The 18,050-nt window shown below is 52.0% G+C and carries 15 protein-coding genes; 6 read left to right on the plus strand and 9 right to left on the minus strand.

The genetic code is table 11. From position 1 onward, the window contains the following. Positions 1–278: 278 nt before the first annotated feature. The 8 genes from VH86_RS22520 to mntR form a co-directional block, all read right to left on the minus strand. Positions 279–1,871 (minus strand): ABC-F family ATPase, encoded by a 1,593-nt coding sequence (locus VH86_RS22520; RefSeq protein WP_045814023.1) that lies wholly within the window; start codon positions 1,869–1,871, stop codon positions 279–281. A gap of 185 nt (positions 1,872–2,056) precedes the next feature. Next, positions 2,057–2,458: an H-NS family nucleoid-associated regulatory protein gene (locus VH86_RS22525; RefSeq protein WP_034820857.1), complete on the minus strand. Its 402-nt coding sequence runs from the start codon at positions 2,456–2,458 to the stop codon at positions 2,057–2,059. A 449-nt stretch (positions 2,459–2,907) separates the two neighbouring features. Continuing rightward, complete coding sequence (locus VH86_RS22530) at positions 2,908–4,389, minus strand: sugar porter family MFS transporter (protein ID WP_045834175.1); 1,482 nt, start codon at positions 4,387–4,389, stop codon at positions 2,908–2,910. A gap of 268 nt (positions 4,390–4,657) precedes the next feature. After that, positions 4,658–6,175: an efflux transporter outer membrane subunit gene (locus VH86_RS22535; protein WP_369800375.1), complete on the minus strand. Its 1,518-nt coding sequence runs from the start codon at positions 6,173–6,175 to the stop codon at positions 4,658–4,660. A gap of 1 nt (position 6,176) precedes the next feature. After that, entirely contained in the window at positions 6,177–7,745 is a 1,569-nt protein-coding gene (locus tag VH86_RS22540) for a DHA2 family efflux MFS transporter permease subunit (RefSeq protein WP_038647927.1), read from the minus strand. Then, positions 7,742–8,872, minus strand: coding sequence for an HlyD family secretion protein (locus tag VH86_RS22545; RefSeq protein ID WP_045834176.1), 1,131 nt, complete (start codon positions 8,870–8,872; stop codon positions 7,742–7,744). Before VH86_RS22545 ends, VH86_RS22540 begins: the two co-directional genes overlap by 4 nt. 187 nt (positions 8,873–9,059) lie before the next feature. Next, a complete protein-coding gene (locus VH86_RS22550) occupies positions 9,060–10,169 on the minus strand; it encodes an SLC13 family permease (protein ID WP_045834177.1) in 1,110 nt (369 codons plus the stop codon). Positions 10,170–10,190: 21 nt separating this feature from the next. Next, positions 10,191–10,649 carry a manganese-binding transcriptional regulator MntR gene (gene mntR, locus VH86_RS22555; RefSeq protein WP_038647933.1) on the minus strand — a complete coding sequence of 153 codons (459 nt, stop codon included), beginning with the start codon at positions 10,647–10,649 and terminating at the stop codon, positions 10,191–10,193. A gap of 265 nt (positions 10,650–10,914) precedes the next feature. Between mntR and VH86_RS22560 the strand changes: the two genes are divergently transcribed. The 4 genes from VH86_RS22560 (at position 10,915) to VH86_RS22575 (ending at position 15,201) form a co-directional block, all read left to right on the plus strand. Beyond that, a complete protein-coding gene (locus VH86_RS22560; RefSeq protein WP_045814029.1) occupies positions 10,915–11,109 on the plus strand; it encodes a hypothetical protein in 195 nt (64 codons plus the stop codon). Positions 11,110–11,414: 305 nt separating this feature from the next. Then, complete coding sequence (locus VH86_RS22565) at positions 11,415–12,143, plus strand: gluconate 2-dehydrogenase subunit 3 family protein (RefSeq protein WP_045834178.1); 729 nt, start codon at positions 11,415–11,417, stop codon at positions 12,141–12,143. Next, complete coding sequence (locus VH86_RS22570) at positions 12,143–13,921, plus strand: GMC family oxidoreductase (RefSeq protein ID WP_045814031.1); 1,779 nt, start codon at positions 12,143–12,145, stop codon at positions 13,919–13,921. The genes VH86_RS22565 and VH86_RS22570 overlap by 1 nt, the downstream gene beginning before the upstream one ends. Before the next feature lie 11 nt (positions 13,922–13,932). Beyond that, complete coding sequence (locus tag VH86_RS22575; RefSeq protein ID WP_052696640.1) at positions 13,933–15,201, plus strand: cytochrome c; 1,269 nt, start codon at positions 13,933–13,935, stop codon at positions 15,199–15,201. 59 nt (positions 15,202–15,260) lie between these two features. Here VH86_RS22575 and ompX read toward each other — a convergent pair whose 3' ends face one another. Continuing rightward, a complete protein-coding gene (gene ompX / locus VH86_RS22580; RefSeq protein ID WP_045834179.1) occupies positions 15,261–15,773 on the minus strand; it encodes an outer membrane protein OmpX in 513 nt (170 codons plus the stop codon). A gap of 379 nt (positions 15,774–16,152) precedes the next feature. On the opposite strand from ompX, the gene rhtA reads away from it, so the two are divergent. Together rhtA and dps are read left to right on the plus strand one after the other, a co-directional pair. Continuing rightward, positions 16,153–17,061: a threonine/homoserine exporter RhtA gene (gene rhtA / locus VH86_RS22585; protein ID WP_038647943.1), complete on the plus strand. Its 909-nt coding sequence runs from the start codon at positions 16,153–16,155 to the stop codon at positions 17,059–17,061. Positions 17,062–17,356: 295 nt separating this feature from the next. After that, a complete protein-coding gene (gene dps, locus VH86_RS22590; protein ID WP_038647945.1) occupies positions 17,357–17,860 on the plus strand; it encodes a DNA starvation/stationary phase protection protein Dps in 504 nt (167 codons plus the stop codon). Positions 17,861–18,050: the final 190 nt, after the last annotated feature.

Below are 18,050 nucleotides of genomic sequence, written 5' to 3' on the forward strand. Positions count from 1 at the left end.
AACTTTGGTGTGGCTGTTTAAATCCAATCGTTGTTCGCGCAGGCTAAATTAACCAACAGAAAGCACAAATATTGATAAAGGCAGGAATGGTGGGTCCGGAGTAAAGCGTTCGCCGCAGGGATGCGGCGGTCGAGGCTACAGGGATGTATTCACGCCGTCTTTACGGAGCGGCCCACCATTTATGCCTGACGGTGCAGAACTTTCCGGCGAACTGGCGAACCAAAGTAAAACGCCCGCCGCAGGGATGCGGCGGACGAGGCTACAGGGGTGTAACGATCTTAAACGATACCCTGACTGCGCAGATAATCTTCGTAGTTGCCGGTGAAGTCGATAATGCGATCGCCCTTCATCTCCATCACGCGGGTTGCCAGTGAACTAACAAACTCACGGTCATGTGAAACGAAAATCAGAGTGCCTTCGTAACCTTCAAGTGCCAGGTTAAGCGATTCAATCGATTCCATATCGAGGTGGTTGGTCGGTTCATCCATGATCAAGATGTTAGGCTTCTGCATCATCAGCTTGCCAAACAACATGCGGCCTTTCTCACCACCGGACAGCACTTTAGCAGGCTTCTTGATTTCATCATGACCAAACAGCAGACGGCCCAGAATACTGCGCACCGCTTGCTCATCGTCACCTTCCTGCTTCCACTGGCTCATCCAGTCGAAAACACTCAGGTCATCGGCGAAATCTTCGGCATGATCCTGCGCGTAATAACCAATGAGCGCATTCTCGGACCATTTCACGGTGCCGTTGTCAGGCGTTAGCTCGCCGACCAATGTTTTCAGCAACGTGGTTTTACCGATACCGTTGGCGCCCAAAATAGCCACTTTCTCGCCAACTTCAACCATCAGATTAAGCTTGCTGAACAGCGGACCGTTATCAAATCCTTTTGTCAGTGCCTCAACTTCCAGCGCATTACGGAACAGCTTCTTATCCTGGTCAAAACGGATATAAGGGTTCTGACGGCTGGACGCTTTCACTTCATCCAGTTTAATTTTATCAATCTGCTTGGCACGCGAAGTAGCCTGACGCGATTTAGAGGCGTTGGCACTAAAACGGCTAACAAACGATTGCAGGTCAGCAATTTGCGCTTTCTTCTTCGCGTTATCAGAAATTAAACGTTCACGCGCTTGCGTCGCCGCGGTCATATATTCGTCATAATTTCCTGGATACACGCGCAGCTCGCCGTAATCCAGATCCGCCATGTGCGTACACACCATATTCAGGAAGTGACGGTCATGCGAAATGATAATCATGGTACTGTTACGTTCGTTTAGCACCTGCTCCAGCCAACGAATGGTATCAATATCCAGGTTGTTCGTCGGTTCGTCGAGCAGCAAAATATCCGGGTTTGAGAATAATGCCTGCGCCAACAGCACACGCAGTTTCCAACCTGGTGCGATTTCGCTCATCGGACCGTAATGCTGTTCTACCGGAATACCCACGCCCAGTAATAATTCTCCGGCACGAGATTCCGCGCTGTAACCATCCATTTCACCGTATTCGACTTCCAGGTCGGCAACTTTATAGCCTTCCTCTTCGCTCATTTCTGGCAAAGCATAAATACGGTCGCGCTCTTCCTTCACCGCCCATAATTCGGCGTGACCCATAATCACCGTATCCAGCACGCTAAATTGCTCAAAAGCAAATTGGTCCTGGCGTAACTTACCGATACGCTCGTTAGGGTCGAGTGAAACATTACCGTTGGTTGGTACCAGGTCGCCGCCCAGTATTTTCATGAAGGTCGATTTACCGCTGCCGTTCGCACCGATTAAACCGTAACGATTACCGCCGCCAAACTTAACGGAGATATTCTCAAACAGCGGCTTACTGCCGAACTGCATAGTAATATTGCTGGAAACTAACACGGCATTGACCTTTGTTACGCAGTGGAGGAAAAAACAGCGGGCATTATGCCAGAAAGCAGCACCGGGACGCCACCTCTGCGCCTGCGGGCAGCGAGCGAAGGCGTTGAACGCGTTGTTGTAAATAGAGAAATAAAAAAGCCGAAGACAACGTGGTCTTCGGCTCCCGCTTACAAGGATTGTGTAGATTATTTGATCAGGAAGCTATCCAGGCTTTTACCAGAGTCCAGCGCTTTCTTAATCGCTGCTGGGGTACGGCCCTGGCCGGTCCATGATTTCTCTTCACCGTTCTCATCGGTGTAAGAATATTTAGCCGGACGCGGTGCACGCTTCGCGCGTTTTTTACCGGTTTCCAGCGCACCCAGCAATTCGTTCGGGTCAATACCGTCAGCCAGCAGCATTTCGCGGTATTTAGACAGCTTTTCTTCTTTCTCGCGATTCTGCGCTTCTTCTGCATGAACTTCGTCGCGGCGCTCAGTCACCACCACGGTTAATTTCTCCAGAATCTCTTCCAGATCGGTCAATGGCAGTTCACGAGCCTGCGCACGTAATGTGCGAATGTTGTTCAGAACTTTAAATGCGTCACTCATCACAAGGTCCTTGCTTAAGGGGGTTTAAATAAACTGTAGTGGCAAGATTACCCAATTCAAATAAAAAAATAAATTAATTTATGCGGACGGATAATTCCTAACTGATTAACGTATTCACAATTTGAGCGGTCCCCCCAGCGAGAAGCTTTAATTAACGGTGAATTAACAACAGCATTTTAGTACCACCGACTGGAACTGGTACCGATTTCAGAGGTTATTCCCGGCTGATAAACAAGCATTTAGCGGCTAATGCCTTGTCTGGCTGAAGTGTGTTCGCAGATTAATGAAGATTAATGTTATGGACGAAAATCTATTTTCACAGGTGATTATTATATTTTTACAGTTGATAGCACAATCGCATTTTTATCCCCCTTTACGATAAAAAGCCAGCGCATGCACCGGCTTTTACCCTCATAAAACGTCATACCCTCATAAAACGTCACCTCAGGTTACGAGCTTTTCTTCACAGCGTGCGTCAACTGCGGTTGCGGTTCTTCATTTGACAGCCAGTCGTGCAAATAATGCTCGATCTGTTCCAGCGAACGATTTCGTGTTTCTGGTACATAGCGAACCACAAAAATGGCTCCTCCTATTCCGACTAGCGCAAAAATAAAGAACGCTCCCGATAAGCCCACCGATGCCAACAGGATCGGGAACATCAGCGAGATAAGGAAATTAGCGATCCACATAGCAAACACGGCACCGCCCATAAATATTCCACGTAGACGTGTAGGGAAAATTTCAGACAATAGCAACCAGGTCACGGGTGAGAGTGCTCCTTGCTGGAAACTCAAAAACATCAGCATTCCCAGCAGCACCATATAACTGCGCAGTACATCAGGTTGACCATTTACCGTCTCCGGCATGAAATAACTGACGGCACCAATAAACACCAGACAGGCGGTACAGCCAAACTGCCCTAACATCGTCATGGTACGGCGCCCAATGCGCCCCAGCAGCCAGATACCAACGAAAGTCATTAATACCGAAATAACGCCATTGGCGATGGTGGCAATTAAGGCTGCGTTATCGCTCATGCCCACGGCTTTTAACATGGTCGGAGCGTAATACATGATGGTATTCACCCCGGTTAACTGCTGTATGACCGCAATCCCCACGCCAATCAAAAATAATTTAAACAGCCAGGGTTGGCGAAGTTCACGCAGGCGTGGGCGCGTTTCATGTTGCTCTTCAGCTAAGGTCTCTTCTATTTCCGTGAGTTCCCACTCAACATCTTGTTTAGCTCGCGTGCGTTCCAGCACCTGACGCGCTTCCGCCAACCGCCCTTTCATCGCATACCAACGCGGTGAGTCGGGCATAAACAGCATGCCAAACCACAGCAGCACGGCAGGCACCGTCGCGACCGCCAGCATCCAGCGCCAGGTGGTATCACCGCCCCATACCGCGTTAAATCCGGCGTTGGAGATGTAAGCCAACATCTGCCCGGAGACGATCATCAGTTCTTGCATGGTCACTAACTGGCCACGTTTGTTGGCGGGCGCCATCTCCGCGATGTACACCGGAACCGTCGCTGACGCTCCCCCCACCGCCACACCCAATACCAGGCGGAAGAAAATCATCCATTCAACGTCAGGTGCTAACGCGGTGCCGATTGCGCCAATGGCGAAAATCACCGCCAGCACCAGAATGATTTTTCTCCGCCCGGCCGCGGCGGCAAAGTGGCCTGACGCCAGGGCACCAAAAGCCGCGCCAAACAGCAGGCTGCTGGTGACCAACCCCGTGGTAAAGGGTGTCAGATGGAGATCGTTACCCATAAATAACAGTGCGCCAGAAATCACACCGGTGTCATAGCCGAACAGCAACCCCCCTAAGGTGGCAATCATTGCTATTACCTTCACAAAGGGTTCAGTGCGCGTGCTGCTGTTCGGCCCTGATGCTTTGTTGGGGGTAAGGTAGTTTTCCCGCGGCATAATCCAATCCTTAACAGTGAGAGAAGATTTAAAAATAGTTTATTTCAACCAACAGGAATAATTATGAAATTTAAATTTTGCGCGATAGATCATAAACACCGCATTTGCATGCGGAGCAGATCACAAAAAGCGGCTTTACTGCGTGTAAATCGGTGAAGAGTGATCAGAGGGGAATTTGCATTTAATCCAAAATGAAAATTTTCATTCCAAAATGGGTGGAGTGTAATGCCTAATGCTGGGGCAGCCCGCAGACTGCCCCCTTTTATGATTAAGGCACCGTGGTGGCAGGGCCAAACACGGAATATTCAGGCAAATTAACGTTCTGATAAGGTTCCCAGCCGCCGCCCAGCGCTTTGTACAACGCGACTAAATCCAGTGCACTCTGCATGCGTGCCTGTGTCGATTGTGCTTCTGCCTGCGCTAACTGGCGCTGTGCGTCCAACACATCCAGGAAGGTGGAAATCCCCTGCTTGTAGCTATCACTGGCGAGATCAAATGCTCTCTGCAATGCGCCAGTGGTTTCATCCAGAGCTGTCACCTGCTGCTGATCGGCGCGATAGCTGACCAGGGCATTCTCGACATCCTGCAAGGCGGTCAGCACCGTCTGGCGATATTCCAGCGCCGCATTGGCCTGCTGCGCGCGCGCCAGTTTCACACTGGAGACCAAACGCCCGCCCTGGAAAATCGGAATGGAGAGCGAAGGTCCAATGCTGTAGAAATGGCTGCTCCAGTCATCCAGATAGCTGGCATCGGTGTTGCGAACCCCGAGTTGACCCGTCAGTGACAGGCTGGGGAACAGATCCGCCACCGACACGCCGATGTTGGCGGTCTGCGCATGCAGATTGGCTTCCGCTTGCCGAATATCCGGACGTCGTCGCGCCAGCGTGGATGGGATCCCCACCGCCACCATTTTCGGCAGCGCGGGTAACGCTTTACTGCTCATCAACTCATTATCCAGTGCGCCCGGCGTTTTGCCCAGCAAAACCGCTAAGCCATTCATGGCCTGCCGCTCCTGCGATTGATAACCTGGCAATTGCGCATTCAACGAGGCCAGCTGTGCACGCGCGTTTTCCACATCGGTGAGCGGTGCCATGCCGTTACGTTGCTGGCTTTGCGTCAGTTCCCAGGTTTGCTGCGCCACATCGATTTGCTGCTGCAGCGTGTTGAGCACCGCTTGCGCGCCGCGCAGTTGCAGATAGGCGCGCGCCACTTCCGCTTCGAGCGACACGAGCGCATCATTGCGCTGTTCGATGGCGGCCTGCTGCTGCGCATCTGCGGCTTCCATCTGACGCCGCACTTTGCCCCACAGATCCAGCTCCCAGCTGGCGTCAAAGCTACCCTGGTACAGCGTGACAGAGTGATCGAGGCCATTCAGCTGGCTGGCAACGTCACTGTCCACCTGATCGTAAACCCCGTTGGACTTAAGTAAGCCTTTTAAACCCAACTGCTGACGGGTCACTTTGGCTGAACCATTGAGTGACGGAAAAAGCCCTCCGCGCGCCTGTGCCAGTTGATCACGCGCACCGGCAATGCGCAGTACCGATTGCTGCAAGGTTAAGTTACCTGCGATGGCGCGTTCGATCAGGCTATCCAGCTGTGGGTCATTAAAGCTTTTCCACCATAGCGGGTTGGTGGCCGCCGATTGCGGCTTTGAGGCTTCCTGCGATGGTAAATCGCGATAGCTGCCCGGTGTCTGTGCATGGGGAGGCTGATAATCAGGACCCACAGCGCAACCCGCCAGAAGCAGAGAGAGCGCCAGCAAACTCAAGCGCGAAGAGGTGATCATTTTAATGTGCTCCTGCACTGCCTTCGCTCTTGATCGGCGAAAGCAACCAACAAAATGGAATCAACAGCAAGGCCACAATACTCAGCCCCATAAATACGTCGATATACGCAAGGATACGCGCCTGCGCAATCATCTCTTTGTACAGCTGACCGGTCGCCAGCGTCAGTGGATCACCGACGGCGCTGGTAAAGTCGCGAATCGCCTGCGCCCAATGCTGCAAAGTCAGGTTGAACGGCTCGTTAAGCGGCGTCATGTTATGCACCATATTCGCTGAGCGCGTCTGCATACGTTCGGTAATCCCTGCCGTTGCCAGTGAAATCCCGATCGATCCCGCCACATTACGGAACATGGTAAACAATGCCGATGCATCCGCATTGAGCCGTTGCGGCACCGTAATAAAAGCAATGGTAGTCAGCGGCACAAACAGAAAACCCAGCCCTATCGATTGCGCACTGCGCATTAATACCAGGGTGGTAAAATCAACGTTCGGCGTTAAGGTCGTGGAATAAAAGAAGGCGCTGGCGAGACAGGTAAAGCCGAAAGCAATGATGTAGCGTGTTTGCACAATCGGCATCAGCTTCAGCACCAGCGGAATAGTCAGAACGATCAATATCGCACCTGGCGAGAGTACCAGCCCCGACCAGGTCGCGGTATAGCCCAGATCCTGCTGCGCCAGCTGTGGAAGTACCACCGAACTGCCATACAGAATCATCGCCATGCCTGCCATCAGCAAACCGGCCACCCAGAAGTTACGATCTTTCATGACCGTGATATCCACCACTGGTTTACGTGCATACAGCAACCAGTAGACGGCGCCGACAATGCCGATCACCGCCAGCATGCAAAACAGGCGAATAAAGTGCGAGGCAAACCAGTCTTCATCTTCGCCACGGTCGAGGAACACCTGCAAACAGCCGAGTCCAAGGGTGATCAAGCTGATGCCGATGTAATCGATCTTCAGCTTGCCCTTTGCCCATTTACGCTCCCACGGCGGATCTTCCAGCAGCTGATAGATCGCCAGCACCGTTAAAATGCCGACGGGGATGTTAATGAAGAACACCCAGCGCCAGCTATAGTTATCGGTGATCCAGCCGCCGAGTGTGGGGCCGATCACTGGCGCAACGATAATCGCAATCGACGAGAGACCAAAAGCTTTGCCACGGTCTTCCGCTTTAAAGTAATCGAGGAGCACCGATTGCTGCACCGGCTGCAAACCGCCGCCGAAAAAGCCCTGCAACACGCGGAACAGAATGATTTGCCATAGCTCGGTGGCGATACCGCACAGGAACGAGCAGATGGTGAACATGACAATACAGATCAGGAAGAACTGTTTACGCCCAAACAAGCGGCTAAAGAAGGCGGAAATGGGCAACACAATGCCGTTGGCTACCAAATAGGAAGTCAGCACCCAGGTGGATTCGTCGTAACTGGAAGAGAGTGAGCCGGCAATGTGCGGCAGCGCCACGTTAACGATGGTGGTGTCGAGGATCTCCATAAACACCGCCAGCGTCACCGTGATGGCGACCAGCCAGGGATTGCTGGCCGGACGCCAGCTTTCGCTCGCACTCATTCGACGGTGACCTTCGGCTCAACCGACAGGCCCAGTGGCAGCGGATGATTCGGATCCAACCCTTTATCGATAACGATTTTCACCGGCACGCGCTGCACAATTTTCACATAGTTACCGGTGGCATTTTCGGCCGGGAAGGTGGAGAAGCGCGAGCCGGAGCCCATCTGCACGCTATCAACGTGCCCTTCCAGCTTCATATCAGGCCAGGCATCGATACTGATATCCACTTTGTCACCAGGATTCATCCGTGCCAGCTGTGACTCTTTGAAGTTGGCATTGATCCAGATATCCGGCGACACCAGTGAAAACAGCGCCGTGCCGGCCTGTACCAGTGTGCCGACCTGCACGTTACGCTTGGTGACAAAGCCATCGTAGGGGGCGCGCACTTGGGTATAAGAGAGATTCAGTTCGGCGGTGTTGAGCTGTGCCTGCGCCTGCTCAACCTGCTGCTGGCGCGCCTCCACATTGGTTTCCTGCTGACGAATCTGCAATTGCACCTGTGAAGCCACTTCGACCTGCGCTTTAGCACTTTGCATTTGTGCTTCAGCGGAGCGCAACTGCGCGGCTGCAGTATCGATGTTGCGTTGGGAAGTCGCGCGAGGATCTACGCCGCGCTGACGACGATAATCCGCCTGCGCATTCAAAAGATTGGCCTGAGCTTTTGCTTGATCGGCTAACGCCTGATCGCGCTGCGCAGGATACTGCACGCGAGACAGCGCTAATTGCGCCTGTGCCTGATGCAGTTGCGCCTTCGCCAGACCGAGTTGGGCTTTGGCCTGATCGCGTTGGGCACTGGTATCGCGCGGGTCGATCTCCACCAGCAAATCCCCCTGCTTCACTCGCTGGTTGTCTCTCACCAGTAGTTTCACCACATAACCCGCCGCTTTCGGCGCGATGGTTACCGCATCGCCTTCGGTAAAGGCATCATCCGTGCTTTCAATATTGCGCGTGGTAAACCAGAACCACAGTCCCACCAGCAGCATGATCACGACCACGATGGCAAGAATGATCAGGGGCTTTTTGCCGGGGCGTTTACGTTGCGGTTCATTGTTTTCTTGACTGGAGTCTGAAGCGTGCTGTGCATCCTGCTGCTCGCGAGCGGGCGGCTGATTGTGGTTATCACTCATAAGTTATCATCGCTGGCTGTGATCCCGATCCACGGGCAAAAACGGTCAACTTAACCTTAGATCGAAAATTGACAAATGCCAGTACAACTTTACACAACCCAACAATCAACGCATTTTCTGCCACTGAGTGCGATAACGCGCTGAATAACCAGCGCGTCAGCTTCACCTGCAGGACAAATTGGCTACCTTAATGTAGCCAGTGCAACAGAAACCAACCGCACAGCATCGACCACGCCAGCATGGGCAGAGAAAACAGGTGAAAGCGCCACCAGACTTTGCTGTCCTGCGCCATACGCAGCGCAATCAGGTTAGCCAGTGAACCCGGCAACAAGCCGAATCCGCCAATGTTGACGGCCCAGGCGAGCACCTCAGAAGGCGGCACTTTTTGCAGCAACAGAATGGTGGCTGGCACATTACTGATGATCTGTGAAAGACCGATCGCCAACAAATACATTCCCCCTTCGCTTAAGTGACCTATTGCGGCGAAATGCGGTTGCAGCAAAGGAAGATGCATCAGTAAAAAAACATCAATGAACATCGCGACAAATACCAGCAGCAAACTCCAGTCGATACTGATTAATACGCCTCGCGCCATAATCAGGAAGCAGCCTGCCACCAACAACAGCGCCCATCCGGTCATTTTCAGCTCTAAAGCCACAATAAATACCAGATAGAGCAGCACACTGATGATAAATAATGGTTTTTGCCACTGGTGGGTTTCGCTTTGCGCATGCTTCTGAATGGTTCGTTTGGGAAAACTCCACCAGGTGAGTGCCATCAGGCTGATCATCAACACCGCAGCCAACGGTGCCATTTGCAGAATAAAACCTGGCACGCTGAGTGTGCCGTGACTCCACAACAGAATATTTTGCGGATTGCCTACTGGCGTCAGCAGCGATCCAGCATTCACCGCCAGCGCTTCAAAAATAATTAGACGAGAAATCGGCAGACGCGAGAATTTGCGCAACGTCAGCGTCAGCGGCACCAGAATAAAAAGTGCCACATCGTTGGTGAGAAAGGTGGAAAGTAGCGCTGCGGCACAGACCATAAACAGCGCCAGCGTGCGCTCATGTTGAAAGCGCTGTACCAGACGTGCGCCGAGCACATCGAAATAGCCGCTGTTTTCCAGTCCTTTGGTCAGCATCAATAGCCCGGTGAGCGTCATGATGGTGTGCCAGTCAACGGCGGCAGGCAATTGCGGCCAACGATACTCCGCCAGCGGCAATAAAATCACACCCAACAGCAACAACAAATGCAAAATACGATCACGCATTAAGGAACGCAGTACGATGGGCATGATGGCGTAAGGCCTTGTAGGTTAGCGGCTCTCGTAAAACTTCTGGAAGACGGCGAGGGTTTCATCACTGACGTGATGTTCCAGACCTTCTGAATCCCGGCGGGCAGTTTCCGGGCTGACACCTAGCGCCAGCAAGAAGGTTTCCACAATGTGGTGACGCACACGGCTCGCTTCAGCCAGCTTTTCACCTTCAGCCGTCAGAAAAACGCCGCGATAGGGAACCTGTTCCACCAGACCCGTGGTGCCTAAACGCTTCAACATCTTTGCCACGGTGGGCTGTGAAACGCCAAGGCGCGCGGCCATATCGACCTGGCGGGCTTCACCAAATTCACGAATTAAATCAGAGATTAACTCTACGTAGTCATCAATAAGTTCACGTCGATGCGCTTCGCGCACCTGGCGAAATCCTTCGACATGCTCCTCTATATCTTTAAGCGGCCCCTGGGGCGTATTGGTGGCGCTCTTTGCACGACGACTCATTCAGCTTCCTCTTTATTATCTGCCGCACTTTACCTGCGGTGCGGGCCTGGCTGCGCTCATTGTAAACCAGGCACAAATAAGCACAAATTTTTCCTAAATAGTGTTGGCTAAAGAGTATAGCCAGTGCTATCTTTGTTCGTAATGTAAGCGAATAGCTTATTTAGGAGGCAATGATGAGCGCACCCTATCTGCTGCTACTCCTTTTCCTGCTGTTTATCGCAGGTTTATGCTTACTGTTACGTCGTTATTCATTCGGGAGGTGAACATGACCACCATGAAAAACTGCCTCGACTGTGGCAAATGCTTCCAGGTTGAGCAGAGCAAACCAGCTTTTGAGCTGAAATCGCTGCTGTGCCTGTTTAAACGCTCGCCCTTTGCCCTGCGTCTGATGCTGATTGAAAAGCTAACCGGCAAACAGCTGACCGAGCGCCCCTGCCCCAATCTCATCTGGCGCGGCTGATTCATCCATAAATTCCTTCTCAGGATCCGTTTCTCTGACGGATCCTTTGCACGATCTCACATTTTGTAACCTTTTTAGTCCCACTCTTTCTATTGTTATTGAACGAATTCCCGATCCCTGCGCTCACTGTGGCTGAATCGCTTCAGGCACTGACATAACTTTACCTTCAACGACATCTAAACGCTTAGGCTGCTAACATTTAGCTTGCAACCTGTTGTGACGTCTGATTAATCTTCTAATAACAAAAAATTACATACTTATAACAAAATCAACCCAGGGTGGGTTTTTCGTAAGGAAGATTAGCAATGTCACTTAAAAAGCCTGAAGAGCAACCATCGGGCAGGAGACGATTTTTACAAAAATCGCTCTCGCTCATTCCCCTCGCCGCCGCAGCCAGTACCGGTGTGGTGTCACTCTCCTCCCCCGCTGCCGACAAGCCGCAAGGTGTGTTATCCGACTATGTTCCCGCTTACTTCAACGATAAAGAGTGGAAATTTCTGCTCGCCGCGCTGGATCGCCTGATCCCTGCCGATGCCAACGGTCCTGGCGCCGTCAGTGAAGGTGTACAGGTGTTTATCGATAAGCAGATGGAATTGCCTTACGGCTATGGTCGCCTGTGGTACATGCAAGGCCCGTTCGCCGATTCGATTCCGGAAATGGGTTATCAATCCCATCTGGTGCCACGCGATACCTATCGATTGGGCATCGCTTTAGCTGATCAGCACTGTCAGCAGCAGTACCAAAAAGATTTTTATCAACTGGAAACGGCGCAACAGGAAGAGGTTTTGCACGCGCTGGAAGCCGACAAACTGCATAACGATGCCATTCACGGCAAGCTGTTTTTCGAGCAGCTACTGGAAAACGCCAAAGAGGGTTATCTCGCCGATCCGATTCACGGCGGCAACCAAACGCTGGCCTCGTGGAAAATGATTGGTTTTCCCGGTGCACGTGCGGATTTCGTCGATACCGTACAGCAGCCTAATAAACCCTACCCTCTTGGCCCAGTCAGCATTTCCAGTAAAAGGAGCGTGTAATGGCGGCAGTAAAAAAAGCGCCCGTCGATGTGGTCATCGTCGGGTTCGGCTGGACTGGTTCGCTCATGGCGATGGAACTGGCCAGTTCTGGTTTGAATATAGTGGCACTGGAGCGCGGCGAAAATCGCGATACCTACCCCGACTTCTCTTATCCGCGTATTGCCGATGAACTGACTTACGGCATTCGTTTAAAACTGTTCCAAAACGCCTCGAAAGAGACCGTGACGGTTCGCCATACCACGCAGGAAACCGCGCTGCCATATCGTCGCTTCGGTTCCTTCCTGCCCGGTGATGGCGTGGGCGGTGCCGGTACGCACTGGAACGGTCAGCTGTGGCGTCCGCTGGAAGCTGACTTGAAAATGCGCAGCACGGTCATCGAAAAATACGGGGCTGATTTCATCCCGAAAGACATGACGGTGCAGGATTACCCATTCTCTTATGACGAGATGGAACCCTACTTCGATAAGTTTGAGAAAATTTGCGGTGCGGCGGGTCAGGTTGGTAATCTCAACGGTGAAAAAGTCGAAGGGGGTAACCCGTTCGAATCCCCACGTAAAAATGGCTATCCCACTAAGCCGCTCGAGACGTTGTATGCTGGCGAACTGTTCTCCAAAGCAGCGAAACAACTCGGCTATCATCCGTTCGAATGTCCCGCCGCTAACTGTACCGAAGCCTGGACAAACCCTTACAACGTGCAGCTTGGCGTGTGTAACTACTGTGGTTACTGCGAACGCTTCGGTTGCTTCAATTATTCCAAAGGTTCACCGCAAAGCTGTGTTATCCCTGCTCTGAAACCGTTTAGTAACTTTGAGTTACGCACTCAGGCGCACGTGATTCGCGTTAATACCGACAGCAGCGGCAAAAAAGCCACCGGCGTAACCTATATCGATGCGCAAGGTAACGAAGTCGAGCAACCGGCTGACCTGGTGATCCTCAGCGCCTTCCAGCTGCACAATGTGCGCTTACTGCTGCTGTCAAAAATCGGTAAGCCATATGATCCGCAAACCGGTGACGGCGTAGTGGGCAGGAACTATGCCTACCAGATGACCGGCGGCATCAAGCTGTTTTATGACAACGACAACTGGTTCAATCCCTTTGCGGCAACCGGTGCAACCTCTACCGTTATCGATGATTTCAATGCAGAAAACTTCGATCACAGCAAAGTCGGCTTTGTTGGCGGTGCCACCATTTCGGCAGCCTTCTCCGGCGGACGTCCCATCCAGCAGATGGGCATCCCTAAAGATGCGCCGCGCTGGGGTTCCGGCTGGAAACAGGCCATCAAAGATAATTATCTGCACAACATGAACGTCGGCTCGTCCGGTTCAGTGATGCCGTATAAGCAGTGCTATCTCGACCTTGATCCCACGTACCGTGATATCTACGGCCAACCATTGCTGCGTATGACGTTCGACTGGCAGCAGAACGAGCTGAAGATGACCAACTTCATCAAAGATAAAGCCGAGGAGATCGTCAAGGTGATGAATCCTAAGCACTATGAAGTGGGCTTCAAAACGCTCAACAGCCATTACGATGTCCGCCCTTACCAGTCAACGCACACCACAGGTGGTGCCGTGATGGGCGACGATCCGCGTACCAGCGTGGTGAACAAGTTCCTGCAAAGCTGGGATGTACCGAACGTGTTCGTGACAGGTGCATGCTGCTTCCCGCAAAACCTGGCGTACAACCCCACCGGGATTGTCTGTGCCACCGCATTATTCGCGGCGGATGCGATTCGCAACCGCTATCTTGCTAACCCTGGTCCGCTGGTTCAGGCCTGATAAGGAGCGTTATAGTGAAATTTTCCACACTCTTTTTCGCTCTCAGCGGCGCGCTGATCAGCCACGCCGCATCGGCCGCGACCGATGCCTCGGTTAAGCAAGGCGAGTATCTGGCCAAAGCGGGCGATTGCGCCGCATGCCATACCGCAGCAGGTGGACAACCTTTCGCTGGTGGGCTCAAAATGAGCACGCCGATCGGCGCCATTTACTCCACCAACATTACGCCAGATAAAACGCACGGTATTGGTGACTACAGCTACGACGACTTCGTCAAAGCGGTACGCGGGGGTGTCGCCAAAGATGGCAGTTCGCTCTATCCGGCTATGCCATACCCGTCATATGCCAAAATCAGCGACAGTGATATGCACGCGTTGTATGACTACTTTATGCAGGGTGTGAAGCCGGTAAGCCAGGAGAATCACAAAAGTGATATCCCGTGGCCGCTCAGCATGCGTTGGCCGCTGGCGTTCTGGCGCTGGACCTTTGCCGATGACAGCACTTACGCTCCGGTTGCCGGTCAATCGGCACAGTGGCAACGCGGTGCTTATCTGGTGCAGGGGCTCGGCCACTGTGGCTCCTGCCACACTCCTCGTGGCATCGGCTTCCAGGAGAAAGCCATGGATCAGAACAGCAAAGGCTATCTGACCGGCGGCACATTGGAAGGCTGGCATGCGCCAGACCTGACCGCCAGCCCGGCAGCCGGTTTAGGCAGCTGGTCCGAACAAGATATCGCCCTCTTCCTGAAAACCGGCGCGAATAAGCAAGGCGCTGCCTTTGGTTCGATGACGGATGTGATCGCACACAGTACTCAGTACCTCAGTGATGAAGATCTGAATGCGATTGCCGTCTATCTGAAGTCTTTACCGGCTTCGGATAACACCACTGCACCACAGGCCAGCGATGCGACATCGCAAGCGCTGTTCAAAGGGGATTTCAGCCAGCCAGGCGCGCAAGTTTACGTGGATAACTGCGCTGCTTGCCACCGTACGGACGGTAAAGGCTATGCCAGTACCTTCCCGGCGCTGGCGCACAATCCGGCCTTGTTGAGTGAAGACCCGTCATCAGTGATCAGTGTGATTCTGAAAGGCGGCCAGCGTGCGATTACGCAACAGGCACCGACCGGTTTCACCATGCCAGATTTCGCCTGGCGCCTGGATGATCAGCAGGTCGCTGATGTCGCTAACTTTATTCGCAATGGATGGGGTAATAAAGCGGCACCGGTAACGGCCGATCAGGTGAAAAAGATCCGCGCGACCCTTCCTCCTGCCCCGCAAAAATAGGCATAAAAAAACGGCCCATAATGGGCCGTTTCTTGTGCAACTCTGGTCTAAGCAAAAACTTAGAAGCTGTAGCCTACGCCAGCAATCCAGGTGCCAACGTCTACGCTACGGATACGGCTCTGCTCGTAACCCACGTCAACAGCAACGTTCTGGATTGGGTTGAACTGCATGCCTGCGCCGTAGGAGAAACCAACATCGCTTGAATCAGTTTTGTACTGTGCAGCAGCGTCAGTTGCCTGGTATTTACCGTAACCGATACCCACTACGCCGTAGATGCTTGCCCAGTCGTTCAGACGGTAAGCAGGACCACCGGTGATGCCGTAGTACTGGCCTTTGTTGTAAACGCCAGCGTCAGTGCGGTCTTTCTCGGTGTAGGTGAAAGAACCGATCCAACCCAGTGGGTTAGTACCATCTTCGTAACGGTATTTCAGGTTGAAGCCGTTTGCTTTGTTAGCAACGCCCTGATAATCGCTCTGCGCGTAACCAGCAGAAACGGTGCTCTGCGCCATGGCTGAACCTGCTGAAACTGCCAGTACACAAGCCAGTGCTGAAAGACATGCAATTTTTTTCATAAACCACCTCAAATGTGAATATACTTCTCTCCTGACAACGCTGAAAATATAACAAAAATTAGCAAGAAACTCTGCCCGCTATTTGTTGTCTAAGAGATTGTTTGGTGTAACAGAAAGTTAATGAAGTTTCCTATGTCATTCATTTTACTTATAAAAAGCGTCATCTTCCTGCAATAATATTTCGTGCTATAAAAAATGCCTTTAAGGATATTCCTAAACTAACCTGACATTTCTTTACTTAAATGGCCCGAAAAACGGTTATTTCCCAGGCTGTCGCAGCATTTATTTTCCCTCTTACACACCTCCTTATTTCCTTAAGATTCCTTTACACTGGCGTTTTGTTGCTGTGTTGTTAATCACTACGGGATTGAATTACAGGATGTCTACGCCTCAGACGAACGCCAAAATGGCCCCGGTTTTGTTTCCGATTGCCGTGCTACTGATTGCCATGCTCTCGCTTCAGGGCGGTGCTTCCCTGGCAAAATCACTGTTTCCTACCGTAGGGGCTCCGGGCATCACCGCATTGCGTCTCGGACTGGGCACCCTGATTTTGTGCGTCATCTTTAAGCCGTGGCGTTTACGTTTTACCCGCGCCCAGCGTAAACCGCTGTTGATGTACGGTCTGGCGCTCGGTTGTATGAACTATCTCTTCTATCTCTCGATCCGCACCGTGCCGCTGGGCGTGGCGGTTGGGCTGGAATTTCTGGGTCCTTTAACCCTGGCGCTGGCCGGTGCGCGACGTCCCCTCGATTTCCTGTGGGTACTGCTGGCGGTTACCGGTTTGTGGTTTCTACTGCCGATTGGTGATGGCATCAGCCATATCGATCCGCTGGGTGCGCTATTAGCCGTGGGAGCAGGTGCCTGTTGGGCGGTCTATATTCTGGCGGGGCAACGCGCCGGTGCGGAACATGGTCCAGCGACGGTTGCCATGGGATCGTTGATCGCCTCAGTGATCTTCGTCCCCCTCGGGTTAACTTTTGCTGCGCCCGGCATCTGGCACTGGGAAATACTGCCCTTGGCGCTGATTATCGCCCTGCTCTCCAGTGCCATTCCTTATTCACTGGAGATGATGGCCTTAACCCGCTTGCCGGCTCGCATCTTTGGCACGCTGATGAGTCTGGAACCCGCGATGGCCGCACTTTCAGGGATGTTGTTCCTCGGTGAGCTGCTAACGCTGAAGCAGTGGATCGCGCTGCTGGCGATTATCGCCGCGTCGGCAGGTTCGACACTCACCATGAAACAGAAGAGTGCCAAAATAAGCGAAGTGGATATTAATAACCCGCAATAAATAATGCCAAATTCAGCCTGTTAAGCTGCAGGCTGAATATATAAGCATTCTCATTCTCTTTTTTCTCATCACACCCTTAGGTTTTGTTATTATTTTGCAACATCATTGAAAAGCAATTAACATACAGCGTAAGTTATTGTTATAAATGCAAAATAAATAAAACGCTCAAATCCCGCACAACATGAAGGTTTATCTATTCCTGTCATCGGTTTAAACAATCCGGCACAGCCAAAAACTGCTGCTATACTTATTCTCGTGCTTGATTAGGACAACCATCAATTAGAGGATATTAATGATGAGTACCGCAAAACTGGTTAAAACTAAATCGTCTGATCTCATTTACACCCGTAATGATGTTGCTGATAGCGATAAGAAAGCGACCATCGAGGTGCTCAACCGTCTGGTAGTGGAGTTTATTGATCTGTCACTGATCACCAAGCAGGCGCATTGGAACATGCGTGGTGCCAACTTTATCGGTGTGCACGAAATGCTGGATGGCTTCCGTACTGCCATCACCGATCATCAGGACACCATTGCAGAGCGTGTTGTACAGCTCGGCGGCGTGGCGCTGGGTACCACTCAGATCGTCAACGACAAGACGCCATTGAAAAGCTATCCGCTCAACATCCACACCGTTCAGGATCATCTGAAAGCGCTGGCCGATCGTTACGCGATTGTTGCGAACGATACGCGTAAGGCCATCAGTGAAGTAAGCGATGAAGACACTGCAGACATTTTCACGGCGGCATCGCGTGATTTGGATAAATTCCTGTGGTTCATCGAATCCAACATCGAATAATGTCAGTTACAGCGAAGGCGGGTTATCCCGCCTTTTTTTATGTCTGTAACATTTTGGTGCTTTTTTTGACGTCGTTAACAAATTCTTAATCCTACCTTTCCCTTGCTAAGCCCTTGGTGCACACTGTGCCTGCACCACAACAGCACGATGCACTATTTTGGTGAGCCATATTAGTGCAGACTTTTCGACT

It is taken from the genome of Pantoea sp. BL1, assembly GCF_000963985.1.
GTDB classification, from domain to species: domain Bacteria; phylum Pseudomonadota; class Gammaproteobacteria; order Enterobacterales; family Enterobacteriaceae; genus Pantoea; species Pantoea rwandensis_B.

Bases quoted from the DNA above. Each gene is read 5' to 3' on its own strand.
- dps (WP_038647945.1), top strand. From the start codon at position 17,357: ATGAGTACCGCAAAACTGGTTAAAACTAAATCGTCTGATCTCATTTAC.
- mntR (WP_038647933.1), bottom strand. From the start codon at position 10,649: ATGAGTCGTCGTGCAAAGAGCGCCACCAATACGCCCCAGGGGCCGCTT.
- VH86_RS22560 (WP_045814029.1), top strand. From the start codon at position 10,915: ATGACCACCATGAAAAACTGCCTCGACTGTGGCAAATGCTTCCAGGTT.
- VH86_RS22535 (WP_369800375.1), bottom strand. From the start codon at position 6,175: ATGATCACCTCTTCGCGCTTGAGTTTGCTGGCGCTCTCTCTGCTTCTG.
- VH86_RS22525 (WP_034820857.1), bottom strand. From the start codon at position 2,458: ATGAGTGACGCATTTAAAGTTCTGAACAACATTCGCACATTACGTGCG.
- VH86_RS22540 (WP_038647927.1), bottom strand. From the start codon at position 7,745: ATGAGTGCGAGCGAAAGCTGGCGTCCGGCCAGCAATCCCTGGCTGGTC.
- VH86_RS22545 (WP_045834176.1), bottom strand. From the start codon at position 8,872: ATGAGTGATAACCACAATCAGCCGCCCGCTCGCGAGCAGCAGGATGCA.
- rhtA (WP_038647943.1), top strand. From the start codon at position 16,153: ATGTCTACGCCTCAGACGAACGCCAAAATGGCCCCGGTTTTGTTTCCG.
- ompX (WP_045834179.1), bottom strand. From the start codon at position 15,773: ATGAAAAAAATTGCATGTCTTTCAGCACTGGCTTGTGTACTGGCAGTT.
- VH86_RS22570 (WP_045814031.1), top strand. From the start codon at position 12,143: ATGGCGGCAGTAAAAAAAGCGCCCGTCGATGTGGTCATCGTCGGGTTC.
- VH86_RS22530 (WP_045834175.1), bottom strand. From the start codon at position 4,389: ATGCCGCGGGAAAACTACCTTACCCCCAACAAAGCATCAGGGCCGAAC.
- VH86_RS22565 (WP_045834178.1), top strand. From the start codon at position 11,415: ATGTCACTTAAAAAGCCTGAAGAGCAACCATCGGGCAGGAGACGATTT.
- VH86_RS22550 (WP_045834177.1), bottom strand. From the start codon at position 10,169: ATGCCCATCGTACTGCGTTCCTTAATGCGTGATCGTATTTTGCATTTG.